Source organism: Longicatena sp. (assembly GCF_982403165.1).
Window position 1 is genome coordinate 1 of record NZ_CEVYEL010000034.1, and the last position, 20,313, is coordinate 20,313.

The 20,313-nt window shown below is 37.1% G+C and carries 21 protein-coding genes; 14 read left to right on the top strand and 7 right to left on the bottom strand.

The window, feature by feature from the left end; translation table 11 throughout:
• Positions 1-217 precede the first annotated feature (217 nt).
• From AC1VS3_RS08515 to AC1VS3_RS08525, 3 genes are all read left to right on the top strand, one after another.
• The gene (locus tag AC1VS3_RS08515) at positions 218-1,396 is read left to right on the top strand and encodes a DNA-protecting protein DprA (protein ID WP_008979769.1); all 1,179 of its coding nucleotides are present in this window, start codon (positions 218-220) and stop codon (positions 1,394-1,396) included.
• Positions 1,380-2,612, top strand: a complete 1,233-nt coding sequence (locus AC1VS3_RS08520; RefSeq protein ID WP_481275593.1) for a ComF family protein — start codon at positions 1,380-1,382, stop codon at positions 2,610-2,612. Before AC1VS3_RS08515 ends, AC1VS3_RS08520 begins: the two co-directional genes overlap by 17 nt.
• Positions 2,613-2,803: 191 nt before the next feature.
• Entirely contained in the window at positions 2,804-2,935 is a 132-nt protein-coding gene (locus tag AC1VS3_RS08525) for a hypothetical protein (protein ID WP_020990885.1), read from the top strand.
• Here AC1VS3_RS08525 and AC1VS3_RS08530 read toward each other — a convergent pair.
• Positions 2,918-3,766: a collagen-like protein gene (locus AC1VS3_RS08530; RefSeq protein WP_119983280.1), complete on the bottom strand. Its 849-nt coding sequence runs from the start codon at positions 3,764-3,766 to the stop codon at positions 2,918-2,920. The two genes, AC1VS3_RS08525 and AC1VS3_RS08530, sit on opposite strands and share 18 nt — an antisense overlap.
• A 430-nt stretch (positions 3,767-4,196) precedes the next feature.
• Here AC1VS3_RS08530 and AC1VS3_RS08535 point away from each other — a divergent pair, with 430 nt between their 5' ends.
• Positions 4,197-5,096 carry an NAD-dependent epimerase/dehydratase family protein gene (locus tag AC1VS3_RS08535; RefSeq protein ID WP_120136703.1) on the top strand — a complete coding sequence of 300 codons (900 nt, stop codon included), beginning with the start codon at positions 4,197-4,199 and terminating at the stop codon, positions 5,094-5,096.
• A gap of 268 nt (positions 5,097-5,364) precedes the next feature.
• Here the strand turns inward: AC1VS3_RS08535 and asrC are convergent, their stop codons facing one another.
• The 6 genes from asrC to AC1VS3_RS08565 all read right to left on the bottom strand — a co-directional run bounded on the left by asrC (position 5,365) and on the right by AC1VS3_RS08565 (position 12,598).
• Positions 5,365-6,369 (bottom strand): sulfite reductase subunit C, encoded by a 1,005-nt coding sequence (gene asrC, locus AC1VS3_RS08540; protein WP_008690684.1) that lies wholly within the window; start codon positions 6,367-6,369, stop codon positions 5,365-5,367.
• 15 nt (positions 6,370-6,384) lie between these two features.
• Complete coding sequence (asrB, locus tag AC1VS3_RS08545) at positions 6,385-7,185, bottom strand: anaerobic sulfite reductase subunit AsrB (protein ID WP_008979764.1); 801 nt, start codon at positions 7,183-7,185, stop codon at positions 6,385-6,387.
• Complete coding sequence (gene asrA / locus AC1VS3_RS08550; RefSeq protein WP_119983283.1) at positions 7,178-8,224, bottom strand: anaerobic sulfite reductase subunit AsrA; 1,047 nt, start codon at positions 8,222-8,224, stop codon at positions 7,178-7,180. Before asrA ends, asrB begins: the two co-directional genes overlap by 8 nt.
• Positions 8,225-8,544: 320 nt before the next feature.
• Entirely contained in the window at positions 8,545-10,119 is a 1,575-nt protein-coding gene (locus AC1VS3_RS08555; protein WP_462806309.1) for a collagen-like domain-containing protein, read from the bottom strand.
• A gap of 350 nt (positions 10,120-10,469) precedes the next feature.
• Positions 10,470-11,687, bottom strand: a complete 1,218-nt coding sequence (locus AC1VS3_RS08560; protein WP_119983285.1) for an ABC transporter permease — start codon at positions 11,685-11,687, stop codon at positions 10,470-10,472.
• Complete coding sequence (locus AC1VS3_RS08565) at positions 11,684-12,598, bottom strand: ABC transporter ATP-binding protein (RefSeq protein ID WP_008979743.1); 915 nt, start codon at positions 12,596-12,598, stop codon at positions 11,684-11,686. Before AC1VS3_RS08565 ends, AC1VS3_RS08560 begins: the two co-directional genes overlap by 4 nt.
• Positions 12,599-12,747: 149 nt before the next feature.
• Here AC1VS3_RS08565 and AC1VS3_RS08570 point away from each other — a divergent pair, with 149 nt between their 5' ends.
• The 10 genes from AC1VS3_RS08570 (at position 12,748) to AC1VS3_RS08615 (ending at position 19,790) form a co-directional block, all read left to right on the top strand.
• Positions 12,748-12,966, top strand: coding sequence for a helix-turn-helix transcriptional regulator (locus AC1VS3_RS08570; protein WP_008979742.1), 219 nt, complete (start codon positions 12,748-12,750; stop codon positions 12,964-12,966).
• The gene (locus tag AC1VS3_RS08575; protein WP_119983286.1) at positions 12,963-13,865 is read left to right on the top strand and encodes a hypothetical protein; all 903 of its coding nucleotides are present in this window, start codon (positions 12,963-12,965) and stop codon (positions 13,863-13,865) included. The genes AC1VS3_RS08570 and AC1VS3_RS08575 overlap by 4 nt, the downstream gene beginning before the upstream one ends.
• A gap of 84 nt (positions 13,866-13,949) precedes the next feature.
• On the top strand, positions 13,950-14,594 hold the full coding sequence (locus AC1VS3_RS08580; RefSeq protein ID WP_008979740.1) for an SGNH/GDSL hydrolase family protein: 645 nt from the start codon (positions 13,950-13,952) through the stop codon (positions 14,592-14,594).
• A 68-nt stretch (positions 14,595-14,662) separates the two neighbouring features.
• A complete protein-coding gene (locus tag AC1VS3_RS08585; protein WP_008979739.1) occupies positions 14,663-15,214 on the top strand; it encodes an RNA polymerase sigma factor in 552 nt (183 codons plus the stop codon).
• On the top strand, positions 15,201-15,899 hold the full coding sequence (locus AC1VS3_RS08590; RefSeq protein WP_481275594.1) for a hypothetical protein: 699 nt from the start codon (positions 15,201-15,203) through the stop codon (positions 15,897-15,899). The genes AC1VS3_RS08585 and AC1VS3_RS08590 overlap by 14 nt, the downstream gene beginning before the upstream one ends.
• Entirely contained in the window at positions 15,890-16,762 is an 873-nt protein-coding gene (locus tag AC1VS3_RS08595; RefSeq protein ID WP_481275595.1) for an ATP-binding cassette domain-containing protein, read from the top strand. Before AC1VS3_RS08590 ends, AC1VS3_RS08595 begins: the two co-directional genes overlap by 10 nt.
• Positions 16,759-18,225, top strand: coding sequence for a hypothetical protein (locus AC1VS3_RS08600; protein WP_481275596.1), 1,467 nt, complete (start codon positions 16,759-16,761; stop codon positions 18,223-18,225). Before AC1VS3_RS08595 ends, AC1VS3_RS08600 begins: the two co-directional genes overlap by 4 nt.
• A gap of 178 nt (positions 18,226-18,403) precedes the next feature.
• Complete coding sequence (locus AC1VS3_RS08605) at positions 18,404-18,568, top strand: hypothetical protein (protein ID WP_008979735.1); 165 nt, start codon at positions 18,404-18,406, stop codon at positions 18,566-18,568.
• A gap of 1 nt (position 18,569) precedes the next feature.
• Complete coding sequence (locus tag AC1VS3_RS08610) at positions 18,570-19,373, top strand: hypothetical protein (protein ID WP_481275597.1); 804 nt, start codon at positions 18,570-18,572, stop codon at positions 19,371-19,373.
• Positions 19,374-19,379: 6 nt separating this feature from the next.
• Positions 19,380-19,790: a hypothetical protein gene (locus tag AC1VS3_RS08615; protein ID WP_481275598.1), complete on the top strand. Its 411-nt coding sequence runs from the start codon at positions 19,380-19,382 to the stop codon at positions 19,788-19,790.
• Positions 19,791-20,313: the final 523 nt, after the last annotated feature.

The window sequence follows — 20,313 nt, forward strand, 5'->3', positions numbered from 1 at the left end:
AGATATACCTGCAATGTATAATTATTCGAATGTAAATACACTATACCAGCAAGCACTGGATACGGATAGCCATGTAGGCATCCTCACTCCTTCCCCTTTTCTAGGGATAATCCCTATACCCTTGATGTAAAATATTTTATTGTCAGCTTTCATTACTCTCTTGATAATCATCAAGAGTAATAGTACAATATATCTAAACAGAGAGGAAGCGAGTTAGATGGAAAGAAAAGAGATTATGGAATTAATGCAAAATATTTTTACATCTAGTGAAGCAGCGGAATATTTGAATATTTCGACACAGAGATTAAATCAGCTTGTTCATGAAAAAAGAATTGATCCCATAAAAGTTAGTAAATCTGTTATGCTTTTTTTGAAAAGCGATTTGGAAAAACGTAAAATTGTAAATGTATCTAATAAAGCCAATCCCCAAAATGCAGATTGTTTTGATATAAACAACTCTTTTGTCCGTGATGCTATCCTTTATTATACAATTCAACAGTATTTCAATAACAACGATAAACGTACTTGCCAGTTTATAGAACAGATTCAAAAAGTTAATAATTTCGATTTTCATAGAGGACTGCCAATAAATATTCCTTTACTATCATCTCTTTTAAAAGTCAGTGAGAAAGATTTTTATAACAAATACACTAGAGTAAAAGAGAGTTTTCTATCATTGCCAAATGATGTTGTTCTTGTGAAAAAAGGTGATGACATTTATTCTAAGCTGCTTGCAGAAACTAAAGAAGCTGCACCCTATCTTTTTTTAAAGGGAAATGTTCATTTACTTGCTGAAAAATCAGTATGTGTTGTGGGAAGTAGGAATGCATCTTTGGATTCAATGGAAAAGACTGAAAGAATAGTTAAATCGTTAATTCAAAGAAACATTGTAGTCAATGCAGGTTTGGCAAAAGGAATTGATACTGCAACACACCGTTCGGCACTAAAATATGGAGGAAGAACGATTGCAGTCATTGGTACTCCAATCAACCAGTATTATCCGAAAGAAAATAGAAATCTCCAGATGGAAATAGAAAAAAAGGGATTGGTTGTTTCTCAATTTCCACCATGTAATGTTGTAAACAGATGGAATTTTCCTACCCGTAATGCAACGATGAGTGGTATATCATTGGCAACAATCATAATGGAAGCTGGTGAAACAAGTGGTGCTTTAAAACAAGCAGACTATGCCTTAAAACAAGGACGAGATGTGTTAATTCCCCAGTCTGCTATTAATAATCCACTAATCAAATGGCCCACTAAATATGTTTTAAAAGGTGCGTTTGCATTTCGTACATTAAAAGAAGTTTTAGAAATTCTGAACAAAAATGAATTATTACTTGATCTATTCAATAAATCAGATATGGAGGAAATCAGTGATGTGGAAATGGACTGATGCAGATAACATTCAAGCAATCATTTTGGATATGGATTCTCTATGTCAAGATTATCTTGAATATCCATTTACATCTATATTGAAAGATGTCAAAGTGTTTAAGGTTAAAGATTTTTGGAATAACGATGTTGAAAAAACACAAGATACAATAGAGTACTTTGATATCTCCTCTTTGTTACAAGAAATATTAAGTATTGCTAAATGTGAATCCTATTCCTTGATTGCTATTAGCAGCAATGCTTTGTTTTTGAAAGAAATGATGCAAAATCATATAGGTACTATTTTAGCTGGAGAATTAACCAAAGAGTTTCTAAAAAGTACCCCTGATTTCACATATACGGCATTAGATACTTTGGATCAAATTTTATTAAAGGAAAGAAAAGGTTATGGTGCTGAGGTTTTCGCAACATACAGTAAATCACGTAAAAAAATGTCATTATTGAAAAGTGAAACTATTGTTCAATTAGAAAATGGACAGCAAGAACCTTTGACACTATATTTTGGAGGTAGATATTATTCTCAAGGACATCAATATTTATTAGACGATCCACTTTCTGTATTAGTAAAGGAATTTAAAGATAATTATGTAGAGGTCATAGACTTGTTCTTTGATTTAGCAATAAATTTTATAAATAAAAAAGAGAAAATAGATATTCTTACGGCTATTCCATTAAAACCTATTGAAATAAAAAACAAGCGTTTTGATAGATTCGCTTCACTTCATTTAAAAAGATGTACTAATAATCAATTGGAGCTTCAAAGCATCTTAAAGTGTAATAAAGATTTTTCTCAAAAAGGAAATAATCTATTTAACAGAAAAGAAATCGTTAAAGGAGCTTTTGAAGTTACAGAAAATATAGCTGGTAAAAGTATCTTACTTATGGATGATGTGTATTCTTCAGGTTCAACTTTTTTAGAAGTAGCAAAAACACTATATGCGGCAGGAGCGAAAAATGTAAGTGGTGTCTTATTAGCTGCTAACCAATTAACAGAGTCAACTTCTATGTCTTATCATAGTCTTCTTTGTTCTTGCTGTGGGAAACCAATGACGTTAAAGATTAATCATAAAAACAAGCAGATGTTTTTTGGATGTACGGAATATCAAAAACATCTTTATGTTGACACCTCTATATCTATGCAACATGGATTACGTATGTTGTTAGATAATAATAAATTGGAGATTATAGAAATTATAGATTTGGAAGATGAGTATTAGAAATTGCAATTATTTAAGTAAATTACAAAGAACTAAAATATAGTTATAAAATTGTAGGAAATAACCCCCTAAAGTGACCCCTTAAGTCTAGACCCCTAAAGATTTTGGAAACCCAAATAATGATTTATAACGTTTACATAGCCACTTGGTTTAACTACAAAGTGGCTTTATTATGAAAGGAGCTGATATACATGAATAGAACAGAGATGTTTTTTTCTTATGAAGAAAAAGATTACGTATGTTCTACGCAATCTAGTGAAAAGTATTGGCTGATGCAGATGGCACTAGATGAACAGGGAAGTGGTTTATGTGATATCCCTTAATTTAATAATCGTCAATGTTAAAGTACCCTCGGTAGCTCTTGCATTGGCGTTAAACGTAAGGAAGAAATCACTTGCAGAAATCATACGTATGATAAAGGTGTTAGAGCCATAGGCACTTGTATTATCAGCGGCATTCATAAAATAAATGGCCGTTTCAATATGGGGAGCACCATTATAGTATGGTGTTATCTGCATATAGCCTTGTGGATTTAACAGGGCAGATACGTGATAGGATATGACATAATAACCGGGTTCTATCACAAGATTTGTATCGGAAATTTGGCGAATCTGACCAGTGTCATCTTCCGTAAGTGTGCCAAAAGGGATGCGTGTGGCATTGGTGAAGCTGGCAGCAAAAGTGATGAAGCTGGCAAATGCAATTTCAGGCAGTATACCCGGCAAGCCTTGTGGAATGCCAAATTCTAAGGCGATGCCATCTGGAGTTATGCTGGAAGTAACACTTGCTAAAGAGCCAGGTGCTAAAGTTGTTGTACCAATCACTTCAACTTGAGGCAAAGGCCCTGTCGCGCCTGTTTCTCCTATAGGTCCGGTAGCTCCGGTATTTCCAATAGGTCCGGTTGCACCGGTAGGTCCAGTAGCTCCGGTGTTTCCAATAGGTCCGGTTGCACCAATAGGTCCAGTAGCTCCGATGTTTCCAATAGGTCCGGTTGCACCAGTAGGCCCAGTAGCTCCGGTATTTCCAATAGGCCCAGTTGCACCAGTAGGCCCAGTCGCACCGGTCGCACCGGTTGGTCCTATAGGAGGGATTCCATCATCACAACAGCAAGGACACGGCGGACAACATTCGCAATTCCAATTTGTGTATTTCATACTTTACCTCCATTCTTGTTATTTTATGAGCATTATTTATATTAGTTACGGCTATGATGCAGGAGTATAAAATAAGGCATATCATATAAGGATATTAGTGTTTAAGATTATCATATTTTTTCAGACACATGCTAATAATGGTAAGGTATATTTGAAAGATTTTAGATATGTGCATAGGCTGTGTATTTACCACCATATGTTTATAAGCCACTTCCTCTTTCACCTGTTTTAACGGTATTGTTGTTTTGATGATTCTACATAAAATCGGATAAATAAAACATCCTGAATGTAAAAAAAATGTAAGCATCTTGAACATGAAGGAAGATATGGGTTTCTCATAATCGTGCACTATTCATTGCGTAATAGCAATTAAGATGGCATAATAATATGGAAATACACGGCTTAAAAAGCTATCGGTTGGGAGGATTGCATGAAAAAAGTACTTATAACTGGTGGAACAGTATTTGTAAGCAGATATATTGCAGAGTATTATGTTAAGAAGCATTATGATGTATATGTATTAAATCGTAATAGCAAAAAGCAATCAAAAGGGGTAAAGCTGATCCAGGCAGACAGACATAATTTAGGAAATCTTCTTCGCGATTTTCATTTTGATGTTGTGATTGATACAGCATATACTTCTGATGATGTCGAAAAGTTATTAGCTGCATTAGACAGTTATGAAGATTATATTTTGATCAGCTCAAGTGCTGTATATCCTGAAAATCTTTCACAGCCTTTTAAAGAAGATTCTCCAGTAGGGCTTAATAACTATTGGGGGAAATACGGAATTGATAAAATTGAAGCAGAAACGGCTTTGTTGAAAAGAAATCCCAATGCCTATATCCTTAGACCACCTTATTTATATGGGCAAATGAACAATGTATATAGAGAAGCTTTTGTATTTGAATGTGCGTTGGCAGATAGGAAGTTTTATTTACCAAAAGATGGGGAAATGAAGTTACAGTTTTTTCATATTCATGATCTATGCCGATTTATAGATATACTTTTGAAACAAAAACCGGCTCAACATATTTTTAATGTAGGAAATAAAGATACTATATCAATTCGGGAATGGGTTGCCCTTTGTTATCATGTTGTTGGGAAACAAACCGCATATGAATATGTGTATGGGGATATAGAACAAAGAAACTATTTTTGTTTCTATGATTATGAATATTATCTGGATGTTTCTGAACAATATAAGCTTATGCATGATGTAAAACCGATATCTGTAGGATTAAGAGAGGCATTTGATTGGTATAAAGGAAATGCAGAAAAAGTGAATAGAAAGCCTTATTTAGATTATATTGATAAGAATATACGATAAACAAGTCCCATCTGCTGAACAAAAAATCAGAACTTATAGAGGGGTTCAAGTAAAACCAATATGTAATGATGTGTTTGTATAACGATGAGGAAATGAGCAAGATTTAAGAAATGGTGAATGATACATGACCATTTGTAAAAGAACTTTTTTAGGTAGGAGGAATTACCAATGCTAGATTTTTTCGAAGCATTAACAAGTGAGAGTAAAAACACAAAAAAGAGGCCGTTTTCATGACCTCTTTTATAATATTTCCCCTCCAAGCAATTTTTTATTTTACTGGTTTTACATGTATTCTGCCGCGATATTCTGTTTCGGCAAAATAGACATTTTCCGCAATGCGTGCTTCCGGATTTAACGTAACATTTTTAAGCATCATTTCTTTGAATTTCTCATAACCTGCCATATCCAATAGATGACCGCCATGCAGATAACGTGGCTGACCTTTTAAGACATCCGCAGAGAACGCTTGCCAGTTTTTAATGATAGCAAGCACAGCTTCTTCACTTAAGAAGTCCGCAAATGTTTTTCCCATCCTTGGATATTGTTTCCCCGTTCTGCCGCCAATCAAAATACGATAGAATGGTTTTGGACTTCTGCGCATGGCATTGGTAGGACAAACTAACGTACATTCACCACAGCCAACACAACAACAAGCATCCTTTTCTATGCGATTGTTTACCATGCTCAAAACTCTGGTCGCATGAGATTCACAGGCTTTGACACAACTGCCACAACCGATACATAAATCAGGATCATAAATGGGTTTAGTTAAGCCGACAATCCCAAAGTCATTAAAATGTCCCTTGGCACAATCATTTGGACAGCCAGCAACCGCTACTTTGATATGATAGTGGCTAGGGAAGACTTCCTTTTCAATCTTCTTGGCTATTTCCTGCGTGTTAATATTTGCTTTAATACAATGAATACCGCCGATACACGCCATGATGTTTCGTGCACCGATCGTCGGATATCCGGCAGACGTATCCATGTCCACACCACATTGTGCCACCTCGATATCTTCTAAGTAATCCTTTAATTCTTTATTTACTTTATCAATATTTTCATATTTAATGCCGGGAATCGCAAAACATTGACGAGATCCAAAATGGAAGGTGCCATCCCCATAAGTTGTCGCAAGATGCTGTACAAAGCCTAAATATTTAGCCTCGATAAGGCCGGCAGGGACACGCATTTGTAACATATATTCACCTTTTACTTTTGATTGACGGAAACAGTTGGTACGCAAGGCACCAATATTCATATCTTTAGCCATTATAACGTTACCTCCTTAATCCATCAATGTCTTCGCCTTGGTATAAGGGAAGACAGGACCTTCCAGGCAGACATAAGTTTCATTAATCTTACAGTGACCGCATTTACCTAAAGCGCAGGACATTTTACGTTCAAAGGATACGTAGATGTGCTCTTCTTGAACACCATATTTCATACATTCCTGAGCTGTAAATTTCATCATGACTGGCGGGCCGACAATGATGACGGCATAATCTTCGCCCCATTCCTGAAAAGGTATATCTTTTACATAATTCATCGCAAAGCCTTCTTTAAATCCCTCTTTTTGCCCATTATCTAAAGTTAGGGTCGTATGAAAATGGGGTGCATTGACAAAGGCTTTTAAATCATTTTCAAATAAAGTGTGAGAAGGATCACGAAATCCGGCAATGGCATATACATCCTTACAATCCTGTGGATGATGAAGGAAGTGTTTTAGCGTACTACGGACAGGGGCAACACCGGTTCCACCGGCAATTACCACAACATGTTTATTTTTAAATGATTCTAATGGAAACCCATTGCCATAAGGACCGCGAATATATAAATCATCCCCAGGTGCTAAATCGAAGATGACGTTTGTTAACTTTCCCACGCGGCGAATTGTAAATTCTACCGTGGAATCAGTAAAACTACTTACGGAAATAGGAGCTTCGCCAATTTTTGGCAAAGAGATTTCAAAGAATTGTCCGTGCCGTATCGAGGCATTTGGGAATTCTACTACAAATGTAGATTCTAAATCCGTTTCTTCTATGATATCTAAAATACGATGTTTTTCAGGTAACCAGGGGTTATTCATCCGCCTTTGCCTCCTTTCTTGCTTCTACTTCCTCATACAAGCGATTTATGATATGCGTAAATGAAATATATTCCGGACAGATATCATCACAGCGACCGCAGCCGACACACATCTGATAATCGGTTTTAAAACGTTTCTGAAAGTCATAAACCTTATGCATTGTCTTAAATCGCATACGATCTTGATAATCGTCACGGAAAGCATGCCCGCCGTTTACTGTGGTGAATCCATCATTCATACAGCCGGTCCAGGTCCGTCTGCGCTCACCGCTTTTTCCATTTTCCGTATAAGTCGTGTCAATGGTATTGAAGCAAGAACAGGTGATGCATACGGAATTACATGCGCCACAGCCAATACAGCGTGTCTGATAATCCTTCCACATGTCGAAAGCATAGATGTCCGCTACCATGTCTTCCGTTATCTTTGGAACATGAATAACGGTTTCATTCTTTTTCACAAATGCTGGCTGATAGGTTGTTTTCGGATATGTGTTAAAAATAGATGTAAATTGATCACTCTTACATTCTACCAAGACACGTCCTTCTTCTTCATAAGGGCGTATAGCTAAATCATAATCATCTGTTTTATTTGTACCCATGCTGCAGCAAGCACAAGATTCCCAGCCTTCTTCCGGACATTCCATCAAGATAAAATGAACCTTATCACGCATACGCTTATAATAAGGATCTACTTCATTGCCATTTTCTAAGAATATCTTATCCAGACGTTTTATACCGTGAATATCACAAGAACGGGCAAAAATCAGCAGATCTTTATCAAAAATCTGACTTTCCATAAAGCCATATTCAGTGAAATGAAATAATGTCTGATTGATTGGATAGAAGACTTCCTTTGGCGAATATTGACTGCGCTCATTCCATTCAATCTCTTCAAGACTACGGATTTCTTTATACCGAATAATATCTGTATTGCAATATCTTCCGGCATTTTTTAATCGTTTTGGTGCATAAATCTTATAATGCAGCCTGAGTGAATCAAATACATGATTCATCTCTTCGTATGTCAATTCATACGACATGGTAACTACCTCCTTCATCCTTGTACATAAGAGTCATTGTAGGATATTCATCTTTGACTTCCATTATGTATGTCATAACTGATTTCATTGTAAACCCTTAAAAAATTTTTTTGAATAGGAGGAACGGTTTTTCAAAAATTCTAATAGATACATAAATATTTCTTATCGTTAGTACCAGAATGTTTTGAAAGGGCAAAAGATAAGGAGGATGGGAAAGTGAAAAGATCAAGAATAGAAGCTTTGAAAATGTGAAGAAGTTTCTATAAATGACAAAAGCCACCGTTATTGGTGGCTTATGAAATACATATGGGGATGGTATATTATTTCGTGATGATTTCTGCTTTGCAGGCCGATACGAAAGTAGGGTTGTCACAACCATTACCGACAAGAACGATCATACCAAATTCATTCTTTAATACCATACCGTTTCCTACAGTCTGACCTCCAGCATTGATAGATACACCAGTAGTACCTACTGGCAAGTACATACGCTCTGCTTCTTCACAATCAAAGTCACAACCAGTTGGTATTGGTGTTGGTACAGACAGATATGTGATAGCATTGTTGTAGGAAGCACTGGTAAGTTTAATTGATGCAATATGGCAGATGGAAATGGCTTCGGATGGTTTCCCCTGCGAGTTGACCAATTGCAAAATACCACTATGAGGGTTGTTGTTAGGAGAAGGCAGTAAGGAACCGAGACGACCACTTGCATTATTGCCACTTTCCATACTGACAATGACGTTTTCATTTGGATAAAGAGCAATCAGCTGTTCGAGTAAGTGTTTCATCTGGCTTACACATGCACAAGAAGCACTGACAGCAACAACACCGGTAGCACCTGTAGCTCCCGTAGCACCGGTTACCCCGGTAGGTCCTGTTGCACCTGTAGCACCGGTTGGGCCGGTAGGACCAGTGATACCATCTTCGCCATCTGTACCGGTAGCACCGCGTGGTATGACGAAGTCTAAGATATGATTAGGACCACCTGAATCTGTGACAGATGCCGGTGTACCCGGTTCTGCAGTCGTTGTGCTTCTAACTGTCAACGTATCAGCAACACCCGTAGCACCGGTAGGGCCAGTAGGTCCGGTAGGCCCTGTTGGTCCGGTCACCCCAGTTGCGCCGGTTGCGCCGGTGGCTCCGGTTACCCCAGTAATACCAATGCCAGTTGCCCCGGTAGCTCCGGTAGCACCGGTTACTCCGGTTGGCCCGGTAGGCCCAATAGTACCTGTAACGCCCGTAGCACCGGTAGGCCCCGTAGCGCCATTTGCCCCGGTATTTCCCGTAGGCCCTTGTAAACCAGTAGCGCCGGTGGCTCCTGTAATGCCGGTAGGACCGGTTGCTCCTGTAATGCCTGTAGCACCATTCGCTCCAGTAGGTCCGGTATTTCCGGTAGGTCCGGTAGCTCCAGCAGGTCCAGTAGCTCCCGTGATTCCTGCGAAACCTTGAAGTCCGGTAGCACCTGTTGGACCTTGTGGTCCAGTAGGTCCAGTTGCACCATTTGCTCCAGTAGGACCAGTAGCTCCTGTAATACCAGATGCGCCGGTTGTTCCTGTTGCACCGGTTGGTCCTTGCAGACCGGTAGGCCCGGTAGCACCATTCGCGCCGGTCGCTCCCGTGGCACCTGTTGGCCCGGTAGGCCCGGTAGCTCCTACACCAGGTCCAGTAGCACCAGTAGCTCCGGTAGGTCCTGTAGGCCCAGTGGCACCACGGAATCCTCTAGGACCTCTTGGCCCAATACATGCACATCCACAAGTATTCACAGGAGTAATGCAAGGCTCGCATGAGCAACTTAGCGGACAATCGTTTCGTCCCTGAAAAGGTTCTTCTTCATAATCGTAATCATCTTGTTCAAACGTATCTTCATATTCCATTTTATCACCTCGCCGCATGGATTTTGAATATCCGTCGTATCCTATGCGCTTACTTGCAAAATGGCATAAGCAAGTGCCTAGTTTAGAAGGATATCAATGAAAACGTGAGATACAACTATGTTTTGCTGTATCAGACAACTGTAAAAAAGGCTTTTCATTACGCGCGTTACTTGTGGAAAAGGCATGTTCTTATAATGAAGTTTCACCTCTTTTCTTTTTATCCAACGTATACTATGCAAAATAGGAAATGTTATATGGTGTATCTTATCAGGGATGTCTGTTACTTTTCCCAATAACCATAAAAAAAGCCATTTGTTTACAAGAGAATATAGAAACAAATGACTTTGGTTATGATTTATAATATTTTTTTATTCATGATGACGTAAGGCTTGTACGATTGTTTTTAATGAAACCGTATTGCCATAACTCAATGTTCCTCTGCGATATAAGCGCGCCCCTAAAATTCCCATGGCAATGGTCGTAACTGCCAATAGGCACCAGGAAATAATGATTTCCCATACGGTAGCAGAGCCAACGGCAACATTGATGAACATACACATCCAGGAGGTAAAGGGTACAAAACCAACGATTTTGGCAAGAAGCGTATCTGGCATCTGCAAGCTTACATAACTCAAGATGAAAACCGCGATAATCAGTAGCTGAATCGGCATGGTTGCCCCATTTACTTCTTCGACTTTCGAACATAAAGCACCAATCGCCCCAAACAGGAAGTTGAAGAGCAAATAGCCTAACATGCCAAATAATGCGAAGGTCCATAATACGATGGAAGGAATGTGTAAAAATTTATCCAATGCATGATTCCACACATCTGCATTTACTTGATATGCCAACAGGAAAGAACCTAACATAAGGGCAGTCTGCAGAACCCCTGTAATTGCGCCGGCAATGACCTTGCCGAAAATTAAGGTATTTGATGTTGTACTGGTTGTTAGTATTTCAATAGCACGGTTGCTTTTCTCACTTGCAACTCCTACACCAACTTGATTACCGTAAATCATGATCATCATATAAAGAAGGAGGATCAATGCATAGGTGTAATAATAGTTACTGCTGCCATCGGTTCCCAACACGGTTGTTTTGGATTGAATCGGTGTCTGATAAATAGCTTCAATGGTTGTCGCATCATAATGATGACGTTTGAACTCCTTTGCTTGGTATTGCTTTTTCATCAAATCTTCAAACTTAGCTGGACGTGTATCCTGTAAACTTGAATTTTTTATATAATAAGTGAAATGCGTAGCATCGTTTATGGCAAAACCAATATCTGCTTTCCCATCAGTTACTTGTTTTTTTAATTCATCCAACTGCGTGGTGCGCAGAACCTTATAAGCAGGAAATTGTTGCTTGATCAAATTGTCATCTTGTAAGATCTGTTTCATATCCTGTATGATCATGACCTTATCAACTTTTTGGGTGTCCTTATTTTCGCTGTCATTTGATAGAAAGCGAGGGAAGGATAATAAAGCAAAGGCAGCTATTGCTACTAATATGGTGGAAATCAGAAAAGATTTCTTTTTTAGCATAGTTTCCAATTCAAATTTTAAAACGATAAAAAAGGCTCTCATTCTTCATCACCTGCCTTTGCTACAAAAATGTCTGTAAGTGATGCCTCATATATCTTAAATACGTCGATATCAATATGATGATTCACAAGATATGCGAACAGCATCTGCTTATCAATACCTTCCTTTAATTCTACGATATAATCCTCTGCTTGTTTTGTGTACAGATTGATCATATTTTGACATTGTTTTAAAGTGTCCTCAAAGGTGCCAGCACATGATTCATTTGGACGTAATACGAGACGGTTATGACCAAATGCTTTTTTTATTTGTTTCAGGTTGCCTTGTAAAACGACATTGCCATGATGCAAGATTACAATATCTTCGCAAAATTCCTCAACATAATTCATTTGGTGTGAAGAAAAGATGACAAGCTTACCGGCTTGTATTTGCTCTTGTACGACTTCTTGTAAGATCTGTGAATTTACCGGATCTAAACCGGAAAATGGCTCATCTAAAATTACGATATCCGGATCATTCATCAAAGTCTGTGCTAACTGAACTTTCTGCTGATTTCCTTTACTCAGTGTTTCTAAAACACGTGATTCATATTCTTCAATATGCAAACGTTTTAACCATTTTTTCAAGTTGCTTTTGGCTTCGGCTTTTTTCATACCTCGTAACTCAGCTAAATAAAGCAATTGCTCAGATACTTTCTTTTTGGGATATAAGCCTCTTTCTTCTGGTAAATAGCCGATGTTATATTCCTTCGCATGAAATGGCTTTCCATCCATGAGAAGTGTTCCTTGATTTGCCTTGAATACATCCATCAGAATGCGAATGGTTGTTGATTTCCCCGCGCCGTTACGCCCCAATAGACCTAAAGCTTTGCCACTTTCAATGGTAAAAGAAATTCCATGCAGTACTTCTTTGCCTTGAAAGCTTTTATGCAAGTCGTGTACTTCTAGTTTCATTTTGTCCCTCCTATTGTTAGCTGCATTATAAAGCAAGTTTCTTTAAAATGCAATATATATTTTGCATTTGTAAGATATAACTTTCATAAAGCCTTGCTTTTCCTCTCTCATCCACCTATAATAAAAACGATAAAGAAGGGATATGCGATATGAAAAATCTCAAGATCAAGATGGCCCGTATGGAACTGGATATGTCACAAGAAGAATTAGCAAAAAAAGTTGGAGCGACCAGACAGACCATTGGGTTGATTGAAGCAGGAAGGTATAATCCAAGCATTAAGCTTTGTATCAATATCTGTATTGCGTTGCATAAACATTTAGATGATTTATTTTGGGATGAGTCCTATGATAAGGAGGAATGGGAATGAAACAGCCGAAACAAAGCTTGTTGAAAGATATCATACGTTATGGAAAAACAAAAGGAAAAGCACCATTGGATGAACGTCAGATGGATACTTTAAAAAACTTATACATTGAATTAGCCAGATCGGTATTACTGGCATTTATGATATTCAGCATTGCTTATGGGTATAAAGAGATTCATGGGGAAGAAATATCTTATAGTTATTTTAATTTATCTGTCGGTATCATCGGCGCCGTAACCTATTATTATTTATTGCGTTTCGCATATCAGCAGGTGATTGGGATTGATGAGAATTTTGAAGTTTTACTCATACCGGCACTTGTCTTTACACCGTCCTTCTACATGGATGCATTATGGGCACTGGGATTTTTATTTGATTTCCCTGCGATGTATTTTCGTGTGGTGGCATATTTATGGCCTCTTTATGCCATCTTAAATTACTTAGGAGCAAATAAAGTGTATCAGCATGGGAAAATGGTAATGGAAAAAGAAATTGAACTGGGAGAGTTGAGCTTTCGCAGTCGTAAAATGATAACAAACTATGTTTTGTTTTTCTTGATAATCGCATGTATGTTGCCGATTTCTTATGATATGTTGTGCCATATGACCTTATTATTGGCAATGTTGTTTCTTTTTTATACGATATGGCAATATGGCTTTCATACGCCAACCAATATTTATGTATTTGATGAAGAGGGTTTGCGTTATCATAAGGCATTGTGGAATCGCAAAGGAGGATATTTGCGCTATGATGAAATCGTATCTGTGAAACAACAGGATACCTTTAATATCGGATATGCGAAGGATAAAGTGTGTATTCATACCAAACAAGGAAAAGATGTCTTATTGTATCCGGAAAATCCATATCGATTTTGTACAGAACTAGAAAACTTATTGGGATGATGTTTCATAAATAAAAGCCAATATAAATATTACTGGATTTAAAAAAACAGGGAAAGCTTTAAATGATATAAAAGGAGGAAAGTTATGCGTATTTTATGTTATGGGGATAGTAATACTTGGGGATATGATCCAACAAGTGGAATGCGTTTTGCGCATCGTTGGCCAAAGGTATTAGCACAGCAATTCCCACAGGATGAAATTATTGAAGAGGGATTAAATGGACGTACTTTGGTTCATGAGGATCCTTATGGCAAGGGAAGATGTGGCAGTGCTGTTTTGGAAATGCTATTGCGAACCCATCAGCCTCTGGATCTTATCATTATGATGCTGGGAACTAACGATCTGAAAACCATGTATCATTTGAATGCCGAGATGATCGCAAAGGGAGTCAGGGAAAATATTAAGATCATGCAGAATCCCTTTCTTTATGAACGTTATGCCATTCCTAAGATTTTGGTGGTTTCACCGATTGCCTTGGGCGAAACGATTTTGACAACTTCACCATGGGCAGGCGAATTCCATGAAAGGAGTTATCAGGTGGCAAGGCATATGGCAAAGCCAATACAAGAAATCTGCGCACAATATCATTGTTATTTCTTTGATGCCGCCAGTGTTGCCTGCGCCAGTAAAGCGGATGGTGTGCATATGGATGAAGAAAATCATCGTAAACTGGCATACGCTTTGGCAAAAGAAATTCGGAAAATGCAAAAGGATCATGAGAAAGTTTAAAAAACTTTCTTTTTTTAAGACCTTTTTCATAGATCATTCGTTAAACATATAGAGGAGGCGTAAAGAACATGAAAGAAAAGTGGTTACTACATAAAATTCGCCATGGCGATATGGCCGCGTTGGATACCTTTATCACCCAAGTATATCCAACTATTTACGCCTTTGTTTATCGTAAGATGCAGGGAGATGATAGTGCGAAGGATATTACCCAAGAAGTATTCTTGCGTTTTATTCGTTATTTGCCAACCTATCATGAAGAGGGGAAGGTGATACATTTTCTATACCGCATTGCCAGTAATCTTTGTGTGGATGCTTATCGCAAACAAAAACTACACCTTATGGAAGACAGCGAGGCTTGGATGAATGGTCTGGGGGATGATATTGATGTACATGAAAGCATTTTAAAGCAATGCGCACAGGAAACATTACTGTATAACATTGGCAAGTTACCGCTGCCCCAACAGGATGTGATCCTATTGCATTATTTCCATCAACTTACTTATCGTGAAATTGCACAAGTGTATGATATGCCAATATCCAGTGTAAAATCCAGGCATAAAGCAGCTTTAGCAAAGCTATATCAAATGATGAAAGGAGAAAGACAAGATGAAAACAGATAAACCTCATATTTCACAGGATGCTTTATACGATACGTTGGCGGCTTGTCGTAATGAATGGCAGAATCAGCAAATGAAAACACCATATAAAAATGAGCTCTTGCTGCGTTTTATGCATATGGAACTAAAAAGCTATATCCGCATGTCTTTTCTCGGATTATGTATATGTCTTGCAGGCAGTATCATTTTCAGCAATACAATCTTTGTTGTTTGTGGCTATATGTTTTTAATGGGCAGTTGTTTTTTATTTGAGCTCTATCGGCGAAAGTATTATCAGACACAAGAAATCATGGCACCTGTTTATCTCAATGATGGCAGAGTATTACTTTTTAAGATGGCCGGTATTGCGGTATGGGAAATAGTGGAATTCATCATATTGTGTTTGGTCTTATATGTTATGGACAAACTGGCGCTGGCGGAAGTTTTGTTGTATGGATTCTTACCGATTTTCATTTTACAAAGCTTATTGATTGTATTCATGACCAAATTAAATACGCTATATAAAGCAGGAAGTGCTTATGTGTTATCGTTTGGTATTTATGTAATCCTTATACAAAGTTTAGATGTATTGTTGTTTGTAAGCGCCATACAGCTATTGGTGGCAGCCGTGGTCAGCATCATCTTATATTATTTGATGTTGCTAGTGAATTATCGTATGAAAACAAGGAGGACGATACTATGGAATTAACGTTGGAACATGTGGATAAATCATTTAAACAAATTCATGCCGTACGAGATGTTACCTTACAGCTTGGTAAAGGTGTTCATGGATTATTAGGCGCAAATGGCAGTGGCAAAACGACATTGATGCGATTAATATGTGGATTGATTCCTCTTGATAAAGGCAGCTTGCATTTTATGGATATAAATGCGCTGAAACAATATGATACATATGCAAGTTATCTTGGCTATCTGCCACAGCATTTCGGTTATTATCCACATTACAGTGTCTATGATTTTCTCTCCTATATGAGTATTTTGAAAAACATGTCTAAAGAATATAGTGAACAGCGTATAGAAACACTTTTAGAAAGGCTAAATTTACAGTCACATAAGCATAAGAAGCTTCGTCAATTATCTGGTGGTATGTTACGTCGTGTGGGGATTGCCCAAGCCTTATTGAATGAACCTAAGCTGTTGCTGTTAGATGAGCCAACGGCAGGTCTGGACCCTAAAGAAAGAATTATCTTTCGTAATCTGATCGCCTCCTTATCGCAAGAATGTTGTATCCTGTTATCTACCCATATTGTAAGTGATGTAGAAACGATTGCAGATGATATTCTTGTCATGAAAGAAGGTAGTATCTTACTGCATGATACCGTTGCTAATCTCTTGACCTATATGCAGGGGAAAGTATGGGAAATGGTGCTTCCTGCAAGAGAAGCAATTGCTCTTTCTGATAAGTATTGCATCGTAAAACAGCATACCATGCAAGATGGTGTGCATCTGCGTTTTATAAGTGATACACAAAGTTATCCGAATGCGAAATTAGCAATTCCCGATTTAGATGATTTGTATCTTTATTATTTTCAGGATGGTGAAACCGTATGATGCGTTTATTAAAAAGTGAATATCAAAAACTATGGAAACGAAAATTTACGGTTGTATTGTTAATAGCTTTATTTGCTTATAGTGGCTATCAGATTTATCAGACTTATCATGCAACTGCATCATCTGAAATAATGGCAATGACTTATGAGACAACAGATCATCAAAAAGTTGCAAATGGTTTAGCATATTATCGTTATGCCGATGAATACCTACACCAGTATGCAGGACCCTTCAATGAAGATACCATTCAGAAAATGAAGGAAGATTATCAAAAAATCATGAAGAAGTATCAGCGTAAGAATATAGATACGGAAAAGATGGAACGCATATACGGTAAAGATTGGGAGCCTTTCTTAAAGGGCGCCGCTACCGGTAAGTATATGGAAGAAGATGTTCGAAAACGAATGGAACGTATGAACATTGATGGATATGGTATGGATGATAAAGGTAATTACTTTTTCAATGTTTTTTATAAAGAAGATCCGGTATATATGCTTTATCAACGTATTTACACAGGACATAGTCAATATGCCACAAGTCATGAACTTTATGGTGAGAACGCAGGACAAATATCTTCTGAGATAGTTGATATTTCTGTAAATCAATATCTGCCTCGTTTCTTAAAAGGGGCAGGAGCAGAAAAAGAATTGTTTGAAAATGCGATGCATAGTGGTGAGATAACGAACGCGTCTTCGCGAATTGCGAAAAAGTATCAAGGAGAATTAAAACAAGGACAGCTTCAATATGACAGTACGGTAGGCAATCATTTATTGTTAACAAATTTGAATAAAATTGACTTTGTAAGTTTACTAGTTATCATAATCGTATTATCGGATATATTTGCACAAGAAACACATTATAAAACTGATCAGATTCTTATACCGACAAAAGAAGGAGCGAAACGCTTGGTGATTGCCAAACTATTATGTGGCATGTCTTTAGCAATCGGTATTCTATTCCTTCAGTTATGCATGATTGTTTTGGCAGCATTCATCTTTGTTCCTCTGCGATCCTTAGATCTCACGGTATTTCCACAAGCAGATGCCGGGTATTATGAAATGATACGGTTCATATTTACCTATCGCGAGGTTCTCGTTAGTACCTTTTTCCTTACCCTGATAGCAGCTATGGCGATAGGTATGGTAACAATGGCCATTTCTTATTTCTCTAAGAATCGATTTGCGACAGCGATTCTTATGCTCGTATTTATGATTTTATCATTTGCTATTAACTTCAGACAAGATGGATGGTTGGCTTATCTTTGTTCTCTTTTCCCATCCCGTATGTTGGAGGTAAACATCTTTTATAGTTGGATGAGTGGTGGATTTTCACCTTTCATAATCTTTATGGATATGATGATCCCTTGGAAAAATATTGTTTGTGTCCTCTGGATAATACTGATGATCATCCTGTCTGTTATTATCATACAGCGGTATCAAAAACATTTCGTAAAGAGTCATTAAGATGAATATTGTGAAATTTAGATGGTCTGTATAAAAAAGGGTAAATACTAGTGGCATTTATCCGTAAATTGCGCAAAAAACATGAAAAAACAGTCCGTTTTTTCTAGAAATATGCCTATTGATTAAAAACGGATCCTATGTTAAATTAAGACACAGATATATAGGAGGAATAGTTATTATGAAAAAAGTTATGAAATTTATGATGGTTTTAGGGCTGGTCTTAACTCTGGCACCAAGTATGGGAGGCCATGTAAACAATAAACGTTGCGGATTAAATCCTAAAACAAGTAAAGATTGCGCACATGAGGTAATGCCTGCTAACTCAGAACATTTAGGTTGGTAATATGAACAGACACTTAGGTCCTATCTTTCGCTTACATAGAAGAGAATCTGGACTTCGACTGGCACAATTCAAGGAAATTGTGCCAGTTTCTAAATTAAGCGATTTTGAAACAGGGAAGAAAGACCTCACGCAGGAAACGGTAAGAAAGTTATATGCGATCATCGGCATGGAGTTTCATACAATTGAAGATAATGTGAATATAGCAGACATGGTCTGGGATTTGTTTACGGTCATCGTTAAATCAGAACCTACAGCAGACATATACAAAAAGCTTTATCAACAAAAATCCAGTGTACAATTTCAAGGCGAATATATCATTTGGTTGTTAGGCGTTTTTATTTATCGTGTATATCATGCAGAGGATGAATATTTATATGAAGAAGATATCAAAAGGCTGAATAAATACATTGACTATTTAGAACCGGAACTTCAGAAATTGTTTTATGATACTGCTGGTGTTTATTATGCAGGTATATACAATTATAAAACCGCGGAAAGCTATTTTGGTAAGGCTATACATAGTAACAATATAGAAATACAGGCTATGGCATTTTATCATAAGACGATCATATTGGTAGAACAAGGCTATTATGTGGAAGGCTTAGATTGTATCAAAAGAGCCATCAGTTTATTTAATCAAAATCTGTATTTAAAGCGTGGTGTCATGTGCAATGTATTGTTAGGAAACTTGTATTCAGGATTGAATGATTACGCAATGGCTGAACAAGTATATGTACAATGTTTAAATGCTATGAGACAACTTTCATTACCTAATATGATTGCCATCTTTAATAATCTCACTTAGATAAGTTTGTTATGGGGTAAATATGATAAAGTATTACAATATGCAAATGAGGCAGAGAAACATAGCAAAACCCATGAGATGATGTATTTTTATAAATCCTATGCTTATCATAAAATGAATATGCGTAATGAAGCAAAAGAACAAATACGTCAAGCAAAATTGTATTGCACAAAATCCTCTGAATATCGCATTGCGATGATTGATGCATTTGCGACTTATCTCTATGAAACGAAACCATTTGAATTAAAGGAAAAGAAGTTTTTAAAAGCCTATAAGTCTGCCAGAAAGGCAAACGATATACAGGCTGCTATCTTTGTGTTAAATCTCTTATCAGATCTGTGTGAGTCCTATATGAGAAAAGAAAAAGAATTATTTTATAAAACAGAGATGATAAAATTATACAAAATGAGAAGATGAGGTAATTATTTTCTGGAAATTATAATTGTAAAAAAATATTATATATGGTTAATCTTCGGGTAGGATATTAAGGCAGTGATTATGGGCTGCCTTTCTTTTATTAACCGATCATGCAAACTGTTGACTCTAAATACATGGAGAAAGTCAGCAGTTTTTTTAATTTTTTAAAGAGAATATTTCTGGTTAGACTATTGACATTGGTTATATTTCTGATTATCCTTAATATGTATAAGAATTAATAAATATAACCATTATTCGCAAATAAAAGTCAATATTTATACATGCTATGTTTAAAAAGGTATAACTAAGTATATAGACGCATTTCCTATGTAATCTCACATTTTGTAGAAGAATCCGTGTGTTTTGTAGTGTAAATAAATACATTTATAATATTTTCTTCAATGTTCTATATAGTATACCTTTATACACACTCCTGGTTATAAAAGGCCATATGGAGCCTTTTATATAGATACAGATACATCGATATACTCTCATTATGTCATGCCCATTCTTTACATTACAC